17 protein-coding genes are annotated in these 15,799 nt (G+C 70.1%); 8 read left to right on the forward strand and 9 right to left on the reverse strand.

Features of this window, described 5'->3' with window-relative positions:
* Nucleotides 1–484: 484 nt before the first annotated feature.
* Both AB0M73_RS29630 and AB0M73_RS29635 read right to left on the reverse strand, forming a co-directional pair.
* Nucleotides 485–1,225, reverse strand: a complete 741-nt coding sequence (locus tag AB0M73_RS29630) for an MFS transporter (protein ID WP_363897124.1) — start codon at nt 1,223–1,225, stop codon at nt 485–487.
* Between the two features lie 78 nt (nt 1,226–1,303).
* On the reverse strand, nt 1,304–1,855 hold the full coding sequence (locus AB0M73_RS29635) for a helix-turn-helix domain-containing protein (protein ID WP_363897127.1): 552 nt from the start codon (nt 1,853–1,855) through the stop codon (nt 1,304–1,306).
* A gap of 158 nt (nt 1,856–2,013) precedes the next feature.
* On the opposite strand from AB0M73_RS29635, the gene AB0M73_RS29640 reads away from it, so the two are divergent.
* Both AB0M73_RS29640 and AB0M73_RS29645 read left to right on the forward strand, forming a co-directional pair.
* Nucleotides 2,014–3,144 (forward strand): inorganic phosphate transporter, encoded by a 1,131-nt coding sequence (locus AB0M73_RS29640; RefSeq protein ID WP_363897130.1) that lies wholly within the window; start codon nt 2,014–2,016, stop codon nt 3,142–3,144.
* Nucleotides 3,145–3,158: 14 nt separating this feature from the next.
* Nucleotides 3,159–3,362 (forward strand): hypothetical protein, encoded by a 204-nt coding sequence (locus tag AB0M73_RS29645; protein ID WP_363897133.1) that lies wholly within the window; start codon nt 3,159–3,161, stop codon nt 3,360–3,362.
* Between the two features lie 57 nt (nt 3,363–3,419).
* Here AB0M73_RS29645 and AB0M73_RS29650 read toward each other — a convergent pair whose 3' ends face one another.
* The gene (locus AB0M73_RS29650; protein WP_363897136.1) at nt 3,420–4,940 is read right to left on the reverse strand and encodes a glycoside hydrolase family 76 protein; all 1,521 of its coding nucleotides are present in this window, start codon (nt 4,938–4,940) and stop codon (nt 3,420–3,422) included.
* A gap of 176 nt (nt 4,941–5,116) precedes the next feature.
* Here AB0M73_RS29650 and AB0M73_RS29655 point away from each other — a divergent pair, with 176 nt between their 5' ends.
* Entirely contained in the window at nt 5,117–5,608 is a 492-nt protein-coding gene (locus tag AB0M73_RS29655; RefSeq protein ID WP_363897139.1) for a GNAT family N-acetyltransferase, read from the forward strand.
* Here the strand turns inward: AB0M73_RS29655 and AB0M73_RS29660 are convergent.
* Both AB0M73_RS29660 and AB0M73_RS29665 read right to left on the reverse strand, forming a co-directional pair.
* Nucleotides 5,559–6,734, reverse strand: a complete 1,176-nt coding sequence (locus tag AB0M73_RS29660; protein WP_363897142.1) for an alpha/beta hydrolase — start codon at nt 6,732–6,734, stop codon at nt 5,559–5,561. The two genes, AB0M73_RS29655 and AB0M73_RS29660, sit on opposite strands and share 50 nt — an antisense overlap.
* Before the next feature lie 191 nt (nt 6,735–6,925).
* Nucleotides 6,926–8,314: a hypothetical protein gene (locus tag AB0M73_RS29665; protein WP_363897145.1), complete on the reverse strand. Its 1,389-nt coding sequence runs from the start codon at nt 8,312–8,314 to the stop codon at nt 6,926–6,928.
* A 119-nt stretch (nt 8,315–8,433) separates the two neighbouring features.
* Here AB0M73_RS29665 and AB0M73_RS29670 point away from each other — a divergent pair, with 119 nt between their 5' ends.
* The 3 genes from AB0M73_RS29670 (at nt 8,434) to AB0M73_RS29680 (ending at nt 10,385) form a co-directional block, all read left to right on the forward strand.
* Entirely contained in the window at nt 8,434–9,090 is a 657-nt protein-coding gene (locus tag AB0M73_RS29670) for an HAD family phosphatase (protein ID WP_363897149.1), read from the forward strand.
* A 55-nt stretch (nt 9,091–9,145) separates the two neighbouring features.
* Nucleotides 9,146–9,865 carry a hypothetical protein gene (locus tag AB0M73_RS29675; RefSeq protein WP_363897153.1) on the forward strand — a complete coding sequence of 240 codons (720 nt, stop codon included), beginning with the start codon at nt 9,146–9,148 and terminating at the stop codon, nt 9,863–9,865.
* 67 nt (nt 9,866–9,932) lie between these two features.
* Nucleotides 9,933–10,385 carry a GNAT family N-acetyltransferase gene (locus tag AB0M73_RS29680; RefSeq protein ID WP_363897156.1) on the forward strand — a complete coding sequence of 151 codons (453 nt, stop codon included), beginning with the start codon at nt 9,933–9,935 and terminating at the stop codon, nt 10,383–10,385.
* A gap of 66 nt (nt 10,386–10,451) precedes the next feature.
* Here AB0M73_RS29680 and AB0M73_RS29685 read toward each other — a convergent pair whose 3' ends face one another.
* The 3 genes from AB0M73_RS29685 to AB0M73_RS29695 all read right to left on the reverse strand — a co-directional run bounded on the left by AB0M73_RS29685 (nt 10,452) and on the right by AB0M73_RS29695 (nt 12,352).
* Nucleotides 10,452–10,739 carry a zf-TFIIB domain-containing protein gene (locus AB0M73_RS29685; RefSeq protein ID WP_363897159.1) on the reverse strand — a complete coding sequence of 96 codons (288 nt, stop codon included), beginning with the start codon at nt 10,737–10,739 and terminating at the stop codon, nt 10,452–10,454.
* A complete protein-coding gene (locus AB0M73_RS29690) occupies nt 10,736–11,509 on the reverse strand; it encodes a phosphotransferase (RefSeq protein WP_363897162.1) in 774 nt (257 codons plus the stop codon). Before AB0M73_RS29690 ends, AB0M73_RS29685 begins: the two co-directional genes overlap by 4 nt.
* A 72-nt stretch (nt 11,510–11,581) precedes the next feature.
* Nucleotides 11,582–12,352: an enoyl-CoA hydratase/isomerase family protein gene (locus tag AB0M73_RS29695; RefSeq protein ID WP_363897310.1), complete on the reverse strand. Its 771-nt coding sequence runs from the start codon at nt 12,350–12,352 to the stop codon at nt 11,582–11,584.
* Between the two features lie 69 nt (nt 12,353–12,421).
* Between AB0M73_RS29695 and AB0M73_RS29700 the strand changes: the two genes are divergently transcribed.
* Complete coding sequence (locus tag AB0M73_RS29700; protein ID WP_363897165.1) at nt 12,422–12,775, forward strand: hypothetical protein; 354 nt, start codon at nt 12,422–12,424, stop codon at nt 12,773–12,775.
* A 55-nt stretch (nt 12,776–12,830) separates the two neighbouring features.
* Here the strand turns inward: AB0M73_RS29700 and AB0M73_RS29705 are convergent, their stop codons facing one another.
* Nucleotides 12,831–14,561, reverse strand: coding sequence for an Hsp70 family protein (locus AB0M73_RS29705; RefSeq protein WP_363897168.1), 1,731 nt, complete (start codon nt 14,559–14,561; stop codon nt 12,831–12,833).
* Nucleotides 14,562–14,743: 182 nt separating this feature from the next.
* On the opposite strand from AB0M73_RS29705, the gene AB0M73_RS29710 reads away from it, so the two are divergent.
* Nucleotides 14,744–15,799: an IniB N-terminal domain-containing protein gene (locus AB0M73_RS29710; RefSeq protein ID WP_363897171.1), complete on the forward strand. Its 1,056-nt coding sequence runs from the start codon at nt 14,744–14,746 to the stop codon at nt 15,797–15,799.

Consider the following 15,799-nt stretch of genomic DNA (forward strand, 5'->3'; position numbering starts at 1 on the left):
TTCGTGAGCGGCGGCGGAATCGTGGCGGCCGGCTCATGGTGCCAGAGCAATCGGCGTAATCGTTGCGGCGCAGTCGATTCCTGTCTGGTAACGGACACGGCCGGCCCGCGATAAGCCTCCCGTGGTGTTCCGACGTGCATCTGAGTTAGGCGACCGGCTGCTCGAACTGTCCAGGTTCAAGTACCCGGCTGACACCACGGCCCTGGAGCATGGGGCGCGGCTGGCCGGCTACCTGGACGACGACGAGTCGCTGTTGGAGGTTGTGCATGCCCGCCAGTCGTTCGGCGCGACAGTCGCATGTGGACTCGTGTTGACGCCCAAGCGCTTCATCTTCATGCCGGAGACCCGCCATCTGGCCGAGGTGCGTCGGCTGTTGCCCGGCAGCGGCGGCGCATTCGGGCTACCGCTGACCGATGTCACGGCCGTGCGCACCGAGGGCTCGGCGGAGGAGACGGACTGGCTGGAGGACCTGTTCACGCACCAGTCATCGCATGCCGCCCTGGTGATCCGCGCCCGCGGCCTCGACGAGCTCCACTTCGGCTCGGTCGTCCCGGTCGACGGTCCGGCCAAGGTCGTGGCTCGGCTGCGGCAGATGGGCGTGCGGGGCTGACGGGAGGCAGCGCCGGCCTCGCATCGGGCCGGTCAGCAGGATCCCGGCCGACAGCGCCAGCAGCACGACCATCGCCCACACCGTGGCCCGGGTGCCGATGGCCGATCCCAGCGCGCCGGCCAGCAGCCCGCCCAGCGCCATCATGCTGGTGGAGATCACCGCCGAGCTGGCCGACACCCGGCCCAGCAGGTGCGGCGGGCAGTAGCCCTGCCGCCAGCCCGAGAAGATCACGTTCGACGCGACCACGCCCGCGACCAGCACGAACGAGCTGATCACGAAGAACAGCAGGCCGAAACCCGGGCCGGTGAGGGGAAGCAGCAGGCCGAACGTGACCGCGACCAGTTGGCACAGCAGCACGGCGCGGGCGTTGCCGACGCGGGCGGCGATCCGCGCGGCCAGCATCGAGCCGACCAGGCCGCCGACGCTGCCCACCATGAACAGGCCGCCGATCATTGCCGGGTTCGCGCCGACGTCACGCAGCAGGAACAGCGACTCGATCGCCTGGTACCCCATCAGCGCCAGATTGGACACCGCGCCGTACACGGTGAACGTGAGCAGGATCCGGTCACCGGCTGTGAAGAACACCGTCGCCACGCCGGTCAGCACTGCGACCACCAGAAGCTGAGCAACCGTCAGCAAATTCAGGAATTGGGCCGCTGGAATGCTCAGGTACAGCACCGCGGAAGTCGTGGTTCACGGCTTGGCCGGGACGCCGTAGCCGAACACGAAAACCGGCTCGCGCTGCTGGCCGTCGTCCGGGATGTCGCGGCGGGCCCAGCGCACCATCAGGGCGATCAGCTCCTCGGAGAACTCGGCCAGCTCGGCGGGGGACAGGCGTAGCCAGGAGTCGGAGGAGAACGCCGCGCTCCGCCACTGCGGCGAGCAGTCTTCGCGGCCGGCCATCCAGGCCCGCATCACGGCGATGTGGCGTTCGAGGTTGAGCGACTCCGCGGCCTCGGCGATGACCGTGGCGGCGGCGTCGTCCGCGAAATCGCTGACGGCGAACCGGACCTGCCCCGAGCGCTTGCGCCACCACCGTTCGCGGCGGTCGTTGGCCAGCTCGGGGGCCTGTTCGACCAGCTCGGCGGCGGCCAGCACCTTCATGTGGTGGCTGATGTTGCCGACGGCCTGGTCGGTGCGTTCGGCCAGCGTGGAGACGGTGGCGGGGCCGTCGACGGCGAGCACGTCCATCAGGCGGCGGCGTAGCGGATGGGCCATCGCGGCCAGCACCTGGGAGTCGGTCATGCGGTCCAGGATGCATCCACAAGAGATGTTGCACAAGAGCTCTTGTGCAACATTCCGGCAATTCGTCGGTGCGCGAATCGACTTCGGCCTGATTCGGTTCACCTGCCGTTCGCCTACGCCGTTTACCTTGCGGTCCTCCGATGCGGCAGGAGGCGCGGATGGATCTCTCGCTCCTGGTCGTCGTGGTCATCGTGACCGCGCTGGCCTTCGACTTCACCAATGGCTTCCACGACACGGCCAACGCCATGGCCACCTCGATCGCCACCGGGGCGCTCAGCCCGAGAATGGCGGTCGCCGTCTCGGCCGTCTTCAATCTCGTCGGCGCGTTCCTGTCGGTGCAGGTGGCCAAGACCATCTCCAGCGGCATCGTGGACGAAGCCAAGATCAACAGTGCCATCATCTTCGGCGGGCTGGTCGGGGCCATCGTGTGGAACCTGCTGACGTGGCTGCTCGGGCTGCCCTCCAGCTCGTCGCATGCCCTGTTCGGCGGCCTGATCGGCGCCACCTGGATCGCCGCCGGCTCCGACGCGGTGCACTTCACCACCGTGATCGAGAAGGTGATCGTGCCGGCCGTCGCCTCGCCGATCATCGCCGGCGTGGTCGCCACGGCCGCCACGTTCCTGGCCTACAAGGTCACCAACAAGGCCGACAAGACGGAGCGGGCCAAGGGCTTCAAGGCCGGCCAGATCATCTCGGCCTCGCTGATCTCGCTCGCGCACGGCACCAACGACGCCCAGAAGACCATGGGCGTGATCACGCTGACCCTGATCGCCGCCGGCACGCTGCCGTCCGGCTCGAACCCGCCGCTGCTGGTCATCCTGGGCTCCGGCCTGGCCATCTCGCTGGGCACCTTCCTCGGCGGCTGGCGGATCATCCGCACACTGGGCAAGGGCCTGACCGAGATCGAGACGCCGCAGGGCTTCGCCGCCGAGGCCAGCGCCACGGCGACGATCCTGGCCTCCTCACAGGTCGGCTTCGCGCTGTCCACCACGCACGTGGCCACCGGCGCGATCATCGGCTCCGGCATCGGCAAGCGGCTGTCCGAGGTCCGCTGGGGCGTCGCCGGCCGGATGGCCGTGGCGTGGCTGTTCACGCTGCCGGCCGCGGCCGTCGTCGGCGCGATCGCCGGCCGCACCGCGTCGCTCGGCAACGTCGGCACGGCCGTCGTGGCCCTGGCCGCGGTGGCCATCGCGGTCGGCGCCTACGTGCTGTCCCGCCGGCAGCCGGTGTCGGCCGGCAACGTCAACGAGCTGCCCTCATCCGCCACCCCCGCGCCCGCGGCCGTCTGAGCAGGAGGACGTCCATGACGATCAATTGGGGCGGTCTCGGCACGGTCTTCGTGGTCGCGATCGTGGCCTCGGTGCTGTTCGTCGGCTTGTTCTCGGTCGGCATCAACTCGTGGACGAAGCGCGGCGAGGCGGCGCTGAACAACGTGGTGGCCATCGGCTGCTTCGTGCTCTGCGCCGCCATCGTCGGCTACGGCCTGTACGCCATCGCATTCAGGTAAGGGCTTTCCGACGGTGGTCCCCTCCGCTGATCGAGGCGCAGGGGACCACCGCTGTGCTCAGCCGGTCGCGTTCAGCAGGTCCAGCGCGCTCTGCTGCCGGGCCGCGTCGGACTGGTCGAACGGGCCGGACCAGACCAACCCGTAGTGGTCGAACCCGTTGCGATCACTGGCATACGCCGAATCCGCCTGGCGTTTCAGGTAGTTCGTGTACGGATGGTCGGAAAGCGTCGCGTTCAGCGCCGCCAGATCCCGGGCGTAGACGCCCTTGAAGGTCGGGCCGTCGGCGCCGCCGCCACCGGGCTGCTCGCCCGGGTCGTGCAGAATTCCGTTGGTGTTGAGGACGGTGCTCGTCGTGGACGCGTTGGCCAGCGTGCGGGCCTGGTCGAGATAGGCGGTGTTCCCGGTCGCCCTGTACAACTCGGCCAACGCCGCCAGGGGCACGCCCTGGTTGTAGGACCAGGTCGCCTGGTTGTTGTTGGCACAGGCGGTGGTCAGGCCGTCGTTGACCAGGTTCTGGCCGTTGATCAGCCCGCTGTTGCGGAACCACGTCCACCCGGCCCTGGCTCGTTGGAGATACGCCGAGTCGCCGGCGATCCGGTTGTGCAGCGCGGCATTCAGCTGGATGTAGAGCGAGTTGGGGATGGCGTTCTTGTACGTTTTCGCCGAACTCCACCACACCCCGCCGCCGCACGTGCCGTCCCAGTACGAGTAGACGTGGTCGGCGTCGAACCGGGCGGTGTTGAGATAGCGGCTGTCGCCGGTCACGTCGTAGGCGGCGACCCAGGCCAGGCCCCACCAGAGCGTGTCGTCGTTGTAGGTGTTGGTGAAGTTGCCGCCCTGGGCCGAGAGGTTCTTGTCGTACGTCCGCGCGATGGCGTAGGTGTAGCTGCCCATGCCGGCCGCCCGGATGTCACCGATGATCGCCGTCAGGGCGTTGGCCGAGTTCCACCAGCCGGTCGTGTCGAACAGGCCGGTGCCGTTGTCGTAGTCCTCCATCAACGTGGTCGCGGCGGCGGCGCGCCGGTCGTTGGCGTTCCACGTGGTGCGGCGCCAGTCGGTGCAGGTGATCGCCGTGCCGCCCGCCGCCTGGGCGCAGGCCCGGAGCAGGCCGACACCGTTGTTGTTCCAGTCGTCGACGTTGAACATGAGCGTGCGCCAGCCCGGGTAGCCGGCCGGCGTCCGGGTGTCGCCGATCTTGGAACCGGAGGTCCAGCTGCGGCCGGCGTCGAAGGACCGGTCCAGCCACAGCTCGTCGCCGGCGGAGCTGCCGGTGAGGGCGCCCCAGCCCATGTCGTCGGAGTCGTCGAGGTGCAGGGAGAGTTGGCGGCCGGCCGCGGTGGCGGTCACGGCTGTCCGGTCCTGCGCCGCCAGGGCAGGATCCCGGCCGTCGCAGTACTTGTCGCAGATGGTGACCTTGGGCGTGACGGTCGGGCCGTTGGACGCGGGCGGGGCGGCGGTGGTCGGAGCGGGGGTCGGTGGCGCACCGGTGGACGCGACGGCGCCCGGAGCGGCCAGGACGGCGGCGGACAGGGCCAGTGCGCCGAGCAGGGCACATCGAACCAACGCGACTCTGAGCATGGAACCTCCCGGTGTGCAGGGTTGCCGGTCGGAAACGTGCTGGTGAGAGCGCTCTCAACGGCGAATGTAAGGTCCGCGTGAGCTGGCGTCAATGATTCTGCTCGGATGTGTCCGGTTGTCGTCCGCTGATCGGAACTCGGTGGCCTTCGCCGCCCGGCTTGCCGCAATCTGACCCGGTGGAGACCGATCGCCTGCTGCTGCGCCCGGCCCGACCGTCCGATGTGGACGAGCTGCGGGCGTTGGACGCCGACCCCGAGGTGATGCGCTTCCTCGGTACGGACGGGGCCAGCTCGGTGGGGCTGGTCGGGCGCGCGGGCTACTGGATCGGTATCGAGAAGGCCACCGGGGACTTCGTGGGCTGGTTCGGGCTGGGGGAGGAGCTCGGCTACCGCGTTCGACGGGACAAGTGGGGCCTCGGCTACGCCACCGAGGGTGCCTTTGCCGTGCTGCGCAAGGCTTTTGCCGACGGCGTCGAGCGGGTCACGGCCCAGACCATGTTCGTCAACACGGGATCGCGCCGGGTCATGGAGAAACTCGGCATGCGCCACGTGCGAACGTTCCATGTGGACTGGGATGACCCGCTGCCGGGATCCGAGCACGGCGAGGTGGAGTACGAGCTCACTTCTTGGCCAGGTACGACAGGAACTGCTCCACCGCGTGTGCGGTAGCGACGGTCCGGGCGCCGGCGACGGAGTCGAAGGCGTGGTGGGCGTAGGGCAGCTCGGCGTAGCCGAAGGGCGAGCCGAGCTCCCGGGCCCGGGTGGCGAACTCACGGGCCTGGTCGACCGAGACGATCTCGTCGCGATCACCGTGCACCACAAGCAGAGGCGGTGCGTCGGCGGTCAGCCGGTGGATCGGGGAGGCGTCGCGGAAGGCGGCCGAGTCGGGGTCGTCGTCGATCATCACGCGCTGGATGTGGTCGCGCAGGCCGGAGCTGCCGTCCTCGTTGAAGGCCGACAGGTCGTAGACGCCGTACAGCAGGGCGCCGGCCTGGATCGAGGTGTCGGCGTCCTCGAAACCGGGCTGGAACGCGGGATCGTTGCCGGTCAGCGCGGCCAGACCGGCCAGGTGGCCGCCGGCCGAGCCGCCGGTGACGGCGATGAACGACGGGTCGCCGCCGTACCGCTCGATGTTGTCGCGGACCCAGGCGATGGCCCGCTTCACGTCGACGATCTGCGCCGGCCAGCGGTTCTTGGGGCCGAGCCGGTAGTCGACGGCCACGCAGACCCAGCCGTTGTCGGCCATGTGGGCCAGCAGCGGCAGGTTCTGCTGGCGGCGATCGCCGCCGGTCCAGGAGCCGCCGTGCACCTGGATCAGCACGGGCGCGCCGGTGACGCCCGCCTTGCGCCACACGTCCAGCTGCTGGTCGCCCGAGTAGCGGACGCCGTCGGCGACGATGAACTCCTTGCGGCGATATCCCTGCGGCAGCGCCGGAGTCGGCGCCCACACCTCCACCGCGCCGCGGCCCAGGGCCTCGTCGACCGCGCCCTGGAGGTGCCGCCGCGTGTCGTTGGCGGGCTTCTGGAGCGCAGCCAGACCGACCGCCGCGCCCAGGGACACGGCCATTGCCGCCACGCCGATCTTGCTGCGATGGGCCTTGAGCGCCGCCGCCACGCCCGTGACCGCGAGCTGCGCCGCCGCGGCCGGCACCGAGGCCTCCGCGCCGACGACGCCGAACCCCATGCCCACCAGGGACAGCGGATACCGCCGCCAGGGCGCCCGCCGCACGATCACGTTCAACGCCACGCCGCCGACACCCGCTGCGACCGCCAGTGCGGTCCCTGTCCTGCTCACGGTCACACAACGAAGCAAACGTGCTTTACCGCTGCTACTGAGGAGTGAAACCGATCACACAACCGCAGTCGCGGATCCATTCTGGTCTTCGTGACGCCGCTGCGGCTTCCGCTGGCGGCCTGATGCAGGGAAGGACGCCTTACCCGCGTTCAACGAGGGTAAGGCGTCCTTCCCTGCATGGGGGAGAGAGGTCAGGAGGCCGTCAGGGCGGTGTCGTCGAGGACGAAGGTGGTCTGCTTCTCGTAGTCCTCGACGCCGGTGAACTTGATCGTCACGGACTGGCCGGCGTAGGCCGACAGGTCCACGGAGTGCTGCTGGTAGCCGCTCGCCGCGTCGAGGTTGGAGTACGTGGCGACGGTGCTGGAGCCGACCGCCACGCTGAAGGTGTCGTACTTGCTGCTGGTGGTGGTCTCGGCGGTGGCGACGTGCAGCCAGAAGCTCAGGCTGGCGGAGCAGCCGGCGGGGATGGAGACGGTCTGGCTCTCCGTGTTGGTCGTCGCCACGCCCTTGCCGTCGAACGCGGCGTCGCTGGTGCCGGCGTGCGCCGCCTGCGCGGATCCGACGGTGGCGTTGCCGCTCCACGACGTGGCGCCGCTCTCGAAGCCGGGATTGGCCAGCTTCTGCCCGGGCGAGGCGCAGTTGCCGCCGCCCGGGGGAGTGGTGGAGCCACTGCCGGCCAGCCACGCGGTCGCGTTCAGGGCCAGGGCGGCGTTGTTGGCCGTGGAGTCGGTCCAGCCGTTGTACAGGGTCTTGCCCGACTCGCCGGTGCCGTCGTCGATGGGGGAGCTGTCGTTCCAGATCGCCACCCGGCCCTGGCCGAACGTGCTGGTGACGAAGGTGGCGTTGGCGTTGCCCGGCGAGGAGGTGCTCAGGTACAGCAGGCCCTTCACGTTCGGGTTGTCGGCCGGCTTGAGCGTGAACGTGGTGCCGTTGGCGATCAGGCTGTGCTTCACCGCGCCGAAGGAGCCGTTGAGCACCGGGTTGGAGGAGTCGCTGATGGCCACCGGGTGGTCGGTGCTGATGTTCTTCAGGTCGACCGAGAAGCCGAACGGGTCGGTGTTGTCGACGCCGTTGTTGGTCAGGATGTCGTTGATGATCTTCGGCGAGTCCCAGCCGTCGTTGTTGCGGTCGCTGCCGGTGTGGTCGGAGATCAGGAACAGCCCGCCGCCGTTCTGCACGAAGGTCAGCAGCGCCTTCTTCTCCGTGGCCGACAGCTGGATGTTGGGCTCGGGCAGCACGAACTCGTCGAAGTTCTTCAGGTCCAGCGCGCCCGAGCCGCCGTAGGTGATCGTGTTGCCGGCCGGCAGGGTGTCCAGTGTGTACTGACCGGTCTTCTGCAGCGCGACGCCCCACGAGGACAGCGCCCCGGTCCAGTCCTTGTCGCTGCTGGGCGTTGAATCCTGTTTGAGCGGATCGGGCTGGCTGGTGCTGATGATCCAGTCCGCGTTGCCGGCGGTTTCGGCCTTGGTGGCGTCGAAAAGGACACGATGCGTGGTGGCAGCGTGGGCACTGGCGGCCAGTCCGGGTAGGACGGCCGCGGTCAGCGCGGCGACGAGCGCCGCGCCGGTGATGGGGCGCATGGGTGCGTACCTCCGGTGCAGGGGAAGGTGAACTCGCCGCACGAGGATCTCCCGCCCACGCAGCGGGAGCAATGATTCAATCTTCACTTCACGCAGACGTCATCCATTAGCCTCCGGGTGTGGACGCGGTGGTATTTGATCTGGACGGCGTGCTGGTCGACTCCGAGCGGACCTGGGACGAGGTGCGGCGGGCGGTCACGGCCGAGCACGGCGGCACCTGGGACGGCGAGAACACGACCCGGGCGCTGATGGGCATGAGCACGCCGGAGTGGGCGGAGTATCTGGCTACTGCACGTGGAGTGCGGCTGACCCCCGACAAGATCGCCCAACTGGTGGTCGACGGCATGGTCGCCCGCTACGCCGAGGGCCCGCCGCTGCTGCCCGGCGCCGTCGAGGCCGTGCGGGCCGCGGCCGCCCGCTGCCCGGTCGCCATCGCCAGCTCCTCGCCGCCCGCGTTGATCAACGAGGTGGTCCGGTCGACCGGTCTGGGCGACGTCGTGAAGGTCGCGCTGTCCAGCGAGCTGACCGGGGCCGGCAAGCCCGCGCCCGACGTGTACCTGGCCGCTGCCAAGGCTTTGGGCGTCGACCCGACGAAGTCCGTGGCGGTCGAGGACTCCACCAACGGCATCAGGGCGGCGTTGAACGCCGGCATGATCGTGGTGGCCGTGCCCAACGAGCACTTCCCGCCCGACCCGCAGGTCGTGGCCCGCGCGGCGAAGGTGATCTCCGGGGTCGGTGAGCTGCCGATGATCCTTGATCTTTTGTCAGCGGGGTGACAATCCCGCTGTCGGCCGATCCCGCGACGTGACGGAAAGGCCCTATCCTGGCCGCTTGCGGAAATTGACCCTGCGTGAACGAGCGATCATGGAGCTCGACCGGGTCGTCGCGTGGCTGGAGACCGGCGCGGTCGACTCCGTCCGCGTGCTCGGCTCCGACGACGAGCGTGACTGGATGCTGCGCATGTGCGCCGCCCTGGTCGCGCTCCTCGACGACCACGTGGTCGACGAGAACGGCCGCTGCACCCGCTGCCGCGAGCCGGGTTCCGGGCTGCGCCGGGGACGCCGCGCCACCTCGTGCGCCGTGCTCGACCACGTCATCGCCGCCTTCGGCGACTCCGTCGAGGCCGTGTGGACCCGGGTCCTGACCACGCTGGGCTCCGACATGACAGAAGACGAGGTGCGCCACTGGCTGGCCGCCCCGCCCATCCCCGAGGAGCCCAGGCTCGCCCTGTTCAACCTCGACGTCATCGGCGGCTACGGCTTCGGCGCCGCCGACTTCGACCTCGAGCAGGTCAGGTCCCTGCCCGAGACCCCCGACGAGAGCACCGACCCCATCTCCGGCTGGTTCCGCCGGCCCTACATCTACGCCGACGACCCCACCGAGCCCGGCACCGCCCTGCGCGCCGTCAACTCCTACCGGCAGCAGGCCAAGGTGTGGCGCACGCCCGAGGAGTTGGCCCGGGAGATGGACACCGCCGTCCTGCCCCGCCTGGAGTTCGCCGACACCGTGCCCATGTACCTGCCGTCGTTCGGGCCCGCCGTCCGGGCCTGACCGGCTCTGTGATCTCGCCCGCTCGCGCGTGGACACGCGTCCCGGCGGTTGCCCAGACTCCCCGGTCATGTCCCTCCGACTGGAAACCGTGACCCCGGACAACGTTTCGGCCGCCTGTGCGCTGCGAGTCGAGCCGTGGCAGGAGAAGTTCGTCGCGCCCGTGGCGGAATCCCTGGCCGAGGCCTACACCCAGCCCGCCGCGGCCTGGCCCCGCCTGGTCTACGACGACGACCGGCTCGTCGCCTTCCTCATGGGCTGCTTCGACCCCGATGCCCCGTTCGACTTCTTCCGCTGCGGCATCTGGCGGCTCAACGTCGCGGCCGGTCACCAGCGCGGCGGGTACGGACGCTTCGCCGTCGAGCAGTTCTGCGCCGAGGCCCGGCGCCGCGGGCAGAACCGGATCACCGTGCTCTGGGTGCCCGACCCGGACGGACCCGAGCGGTTCTACCTGGGACTGGGCTTCACGCCCACCGGCCAGACCTTCCACGGCGAGACCGTCGCCGAGCGCTTCCTCGACTGACGCCGGCGCGCTGGGAACGGACCGTTCCTCAACTCCGAGTAGAGGAACGGTCCGTTCCGAACGTCGTCAGGAGGAGAACAGGAAGCGGCCGAAGCCGCCCTTGCGCTGGCGGCGGTCGCCCCAGCCGGGGCCGTTGTGGTGGCCGCCGCCGTAGCCGGGGCCGGGGGCGTAGTGCTGCTGGGGCGGCTGGTTGGCGTACTGCTGCTGGTTGTTGGACCACTGGGCCTCGGCGCGGGCGAGGGCCTCGAGCTCGCCGTGGTCAAGGAAAATGCCGCGGCAGGTGTCGCACTGCTCGACATGCACGCCGTTGCGCTCGTAGCTGCGCATGGAGCCGGGGCACTTGGGGCAGTTCATCGGGTCTCCTCAGTGTCGGTCATTCGGCGGCACGCGGCGAGCAAGGCCCGGTCCACGTCGTCGAGGGGGCGGTCGGCGAGTAACGCGCAAGCGGCGGTGTAGACGACGAAGGCGCGGGCGACGGGTTCGAGCACGGGCCAGGGATCGCCGGACAGGGCGATGGTGGGGCCGTGACCGGCGCGGTAGCCGGCGAGGAAGCGCTGCCAGCCGTGCTCGGGCAGGGCCCCGATGGCGTAGCCGGCGGCGATGCGGCCAAGGTCCCAGGCGGGATCCCCGAGCCCGAGATCGTCGACGTCGATCAGCAGCCACCGGCCCCCGTAGCGGACGAGCTGCCCGAGGTGCCAGTCGCCGTGCACGAGGTGGTAGCCGGGCTCCAACGGTCGGACGGTGTCCCAGGCGGCGAGAACCGGTGCGGCGGAAGGGTTTCCGCGTAATCGGGCAACGGCCCCGGACAGTCGGGCGGGGGTGCCGGCGGCGGGGATGCGGCCGAGGCGGGACGGGTCGACGCGGTGCAGGCGGGCCAGCAGGCCGCCGGCCTCGGCCCACGGCGCGGCGGCCTCGTCGTCGGCAACGGGAGCGCCGAGCGGCCACACGCTGACCCACCGGTCGCCGACCGGGATGGGGTGGCAGTCCTTGGGAGGCAACAGAATGCCGGCCAGGGCCGGATGCGCGGCGAGGCGCATCCGATCAGCCAGGGCACGGCCGTCGGCGCCGTCGTGGTGGGCCTTGACGACCTCGTCGACCGCGCTGACGACCACTCCGGAACCCATTCCCGCCACCTCCTCCGTTCGCCAACACTTGGTAAACGGTCTGCAATGGAGGGAAGGTTCCCGGAGAACCTGTCAATGGCCTGAGAAAGTGGCCTTGCCGGGACCGTCGGTCAGGAACGAGCGCACGGCCCCACGCAGGTCCTCGGTGTCGAACAGCTCGGCGGCGATGGCGGTGACGTGCGCGTTCGCCTCGGGAACGCCGCCGTGCTCGAAGTGCCGCAACACCTGCTTGGTCGCCGCGTGGGCCCTGGTCGGCCCGGCCGCGAGCCGCCGGGCGTAGGCCAGCGCGGCGTCGTCGAATCCGTCATCCGGCAGCACCCGGTTGACGACGTTCCACCGCTCCAGCGTCGCCGCGTCGTAGCGGTCGCCGGTCATCACGAACTCCTTGGCCCGCCCGACCCCGGCCCGCGCGGCCAGCCGCTGCGTGCCGCCCATGGTCGGCGTCAGCCCGATGACGTTCTCCACCAGGCCGAACTTGGCGCGCTCGGCGGCCAGCAGCACATCGCACGCCACGGCGATCTCGAACGCCCAGGTCAGGCACAGAGCGTGCGCGGCGAACACGGTCGGGAACGGCAGCGCCGCGATCCGGTCGGGGATCGTCAGCATCTCGTCGAACGCCTTCTTGGCCGCGGCGGCCGAGGGTTGTGCGTCGAAAAGGGCAACGTCGACGCCGCCGGTCACCACCCGCCCGACGGCCCTGATCAACAGCGCCCGCGGCCGCATGGCCTCGATCTGCCCGATGGCGTCGAGGAGTTCGGCCTGCATGGCGGCGGTGTAGAGGTTCAGCGGCGGCGCGTCGACGGTCAGCACGGCCAGGCCGGCGTCCTCCCGGTCCAGTCGCAGCAGATCCACGGCGCACTCCCATCACAAGTGATCTTTGCTTTCCCACCCTCTCACGCCCATGATGTCGGGGTGTCGGAGTTAGCGTCGTGGAACGGCGAACAACCGCAGGTGAAGCTGCTCGATCCCGTGCTGTTCGGACAGCTCGGCGCGGGCGGCGGGCAGTACACGGAGCTGCTGCTGGCCGAGTGGGGCCGGCCCGAGCAGGTCATCGAGCGCGGCGAGGTGCCGCACGGGATCCTGCACTACATCCAGTTCGAGGAGCGGCCGGACCGCCCGGCCTGGACAACACACCTGATCTTCGGCGGCGCGACCGAGCCGCAGGTGCGCGAGTTCCTGGTGACGATCGGCCTGGGCTCGGTGGAGGTGCACACCGTCTACGGCGCCACCGAGCCCATCTACGACGCCCCCGAAGAGGTCGACTAGCTCTGACCCCTCCCACGCCATCCTCCCCATTTTCCCGCCACATGCGGGGCGAGCGTCAGGTCGTCGTGGGGCCGGGGTCGGTGGTCGAGGCGATGACCGACGTCGTGGTGTCGGCCGGGGCCGAGGTGACGATCGTGGCGGGGGGCGTGTCGTCGGGCGGCGGGTCGTTGCGCGGCGCGGCGGCGCTGGTCGACGGCGGCGGCGTGTCCACGGTGGTGGTCGGCGGCGGCGGAGGCGGCGGGGCCTCCGAGGAGGACGTGCTGTCGTCCGGGGGAGGTCCGATCATCGGCGCACCGGCCCGATCCTGGACGCTGGTGTCCGGGGCAGGGGAGGTGGTCGGCGCCGCGCCGGAGGTGGTGGTGGCGTTGCTGCCGGAGGTCTTGGACGTCGACGTGCTGTGAGTGGTCGTCTTGGACGGCTTGTGCGCGGCGGCGTTCGTGCCGCTGGCGCCGCCGGCGGGCGGCTGGGCGACCGAAGGCGTGGTGCCGGGGGTCGCGGCCTGGGCCGGGGCGCCGGAGTCGGCGGTCTGGGCGCTGTACACCAAGGCGCTGCTGGCCATCGCGACGAGCGCCAACCCGGCGGCGCCGGCGAACATCCGGGGCCGGACGAACCGCGCCGGGCGGGGTGCCGGAGTGACCAGGTGCAACGGGATCTCGGGTTCGGTCGGCCGAGCCGGCGGCGCGGTCATCGCGACGATCGCCGGCACGGGCTCGACGACGTTGTCCAGCGACGCCGACAACACGGCCCCGATGGCGACGGTGGCCTTGGGATCGGCGTCGACGGCCACGGGACGCCCCAACCCGGCCGACAGCAGCTCGGTGACCAGCGGGATCCGCGACGAACCGCCGACGAGCAGCACCGCCGCCAGGTCGGCCTCGGTCAGCCCCGCCGAGCGGATGGTCCGCCGCAGCAGGTCGACGGTCTCCTCCAGCGCGGCCCGGATCATCGCCTCGAACTCGGCCCGGATCAGCCGCGCCTGCCGCTGCCCGGACGGCAGCAGCACGGGGATCACGGCCTCCGTGTCCAGCGAGAGGGCCTCCTTGGCCTCGGTGATCTCCCGCCGCAGCCGCCCGACCGCGCTTACCGCGAGCGGGTCGTCGGCCGACAGGCCGGTCATGAGCTCCGGGAACTGGTTGCGGATCCGCTCGAACAGCAACTCGTCGAAGTCGACGCCGCCGAGGTGGTCGTCGCCGGCGGGCTCGCCGAGCAGCTCGAACGAGCCGATGGCGTCCTTGCGCAGCACGGCCGTGTCCACGGTGCCGCCGCCGAGGTCGTAGACGCCGATGGCCGCGCCGGGCGCGAGCCGCTCGGTCGAGGCGTAGGCGATGGCGGCGGCGGCCGGCTCGCTGAGCAGCAGCGAGTCGCCGAGGCCGTACTCGGCCAGCGCGGTGCCCAGCAGCGCGGTCTTGTGCCCACCCCAGCCGGCCGGATGCGTGATCGAGACTTGCTCGGGTTCGCCGCCCTCTCGTGACCGTACGAGGTCGACGACCCAGCGGGCCAGCCGCGCGGTCAGCTCGTGGGCGGTGTGCCCGCCGTCGCCGAGCAACATCGGCGTGACGTCGCCGATCCGCCGCTTGAACTCGCGTGCCACCCCGGACGGATCGACCGCGGACCGCCGCTCGGCGGCGTCGCCGACCAGCACGGAGCCGTCGCGGCCGATGTGCAGCACCGAGGGCATGCACGTACTTCTGTTACCGAGGGTGACCATTTCCGGGGGTCCACCACCTCGGCGTATGGCGGCCGCGGTGAATGTCGTGCCCAGGTCCAATCCCAACAGATAGCCCACGGGAGACTCATCGCGACACTCTGGGTGGTCATTAGCGCCGAAAACCCCCAATAATCCCCCAACCGACCCCCGTATCCGATCCCCCAACGCCGGGGAAACGAGACGGGGGCCGCCACCCGATGCCCCCACGGCTGATCACTACCTAGCGTCATGGCAACTCGCCGACCGAGGAGGAGATTCCCATGGCGACCGGAATCAGCTTGCTGGACTTCATCATGGAGCTGCTGGGCGACCAGAGCGCCCGCGACCATTTCGAGTCCAACCCGCAGCAGGTGCTCAACGACCACGGCTTCAACCACCTGTGCGCCGCCGACGTGCACGACGCGATGCCCCTGGTCATCGACGCCGCGCAGTCGTTCGACAGAACCTACGACGCCGGCGGCCCGAGCCACGTGGTGACCCCGCCGCCGCCCCCGCCGGTGCACGGCGGCGGCGGCATGGAGCACGCCATCGAGCAGATCCGCTACATCACGCAGAACTACTCGTACTCGGTGGACAGCCACAACACCGTGGTCGACAACTCGGTGAACCAGAACGTGTGGGCCCGCGACGTCTTCCAGAGCTTCGACAACCACTCCGTGGTCACCACGGGCGACCACAACGTCGTCGGCAACGGCAACGACGTGCAGAACGGCGACCTGACGGCCGACCACGGCGGCGCGGTGGCCGTGGGAGGTAGCGCCACGGGCTCCAACGACGACAACTCCACTGACGTGCACGCCTACGGCAGTGGCGACGTGGCCACGGCGACCAACGGCAGCAGCCTCAGCCAGACCGACTCGCACAACACGACCGACAGCCACAACACCACCGACAGCCACAACGACTCGCACAACAACACCGCGGTCGGGTCGGGCAACGACTCGCACGACAACACGGCCGTCGGCTCCGGCAACGACTCGCACGACAACACGGCGATCGGCTCCGGGAACGACTCGCACGACGACTCGCACAACAACACGGCCGTCGGCTCCGGGAACGACTCGCACGACAACACCGCGGTCGACTCGGGCAACGACTCGCACGACGACTCCCACGACGACGTCAACACGGCGATCGGCTCCGGGAACGACTCGCACGACGACATCGGCTCCGACAACAACACGGCCATCGGCTCGGGCAACGACTCGCACGACCACAGCCTGACCGAGCTGGACTCGCACAACGACACGGATGTCGCGTCCAACAACGACATCGCCTCCAACAACGAGGTCGACCACAACCTCATCCACATCTGA

This window comes from Kutzneria sp. NPDC051319, from assembly GCF_040682195.1.
Lineage (GTDB): Bacteria > Actinomycetota > Actinomycetes > Mycobacteriales > Pseudonocardiaceae > Kutzneria.

Coding starts and splice junctions, on each gene's coding strand:
- AB0M73_RS29650 (WP_363897136.1), bottom strand. CDS start 4,940: ATGCTCAGAGTCGCGTTGGTTCGATGTGCCCTGCTCGGCGCACTGGCC.
- AB0M73_RS29640 (WP_363897130.1), top strand. CDS start 2,014: ATGGATCTCTCGCTCCTGGTCGTCGTGGTCATCGTGACCGCGCTGGCC.
- AB0M73_RS29645 (WP_363897133.1), top strand. CDS start 3,159: ATGACGATCAATTGGGGCGGTCTCGGCACGGTCTTCGTGGTCGCGATC.
- AB0M73_RS29685 (WP_363897159.1), bottom strand. CDS start 10,739: ATGAACTGCCCCAAGTGCCCCGGCTCCATGCGCAGCTACGAGCGCAAC.
- AB0M73_RS29690 (WP_363897162.1), bottom strand. CDS start 11,509: ATGGGTTCCGGAGTGGTCGTCAGCGCGGTCGACGAGGTCGTCAAGGCC.
- AB0M73_RS29680 (WP_363897156.1), top strand. CDS start 9,933: ATGTCCCTCCGACTGGAAACCGTGACCCCGGACAACGTTTCGGCCGCC.
- AB0M73_RS29665 (WP_363897145.1), bottom strand. CDS start 8,314: ATGCGCCCCATCACCGGCGCGGCGCTCGTCGCCGCGCTGACCGCGGCC.
- AB0M73_RS29635 (WP_363897127.1), bottom strand. CDS start 1,855: ATGACCGACTCCCAGGTGCTGGCCGCGATGGCCCATCCGCTACGCCGC.
- AB0M73_RS29710 (WP_363897171.1), top strand. CDS start 14,744: ATGGCGACCGGAATCAGCTTGCTGGACTTCATCATGGAGCTGCTGGGC.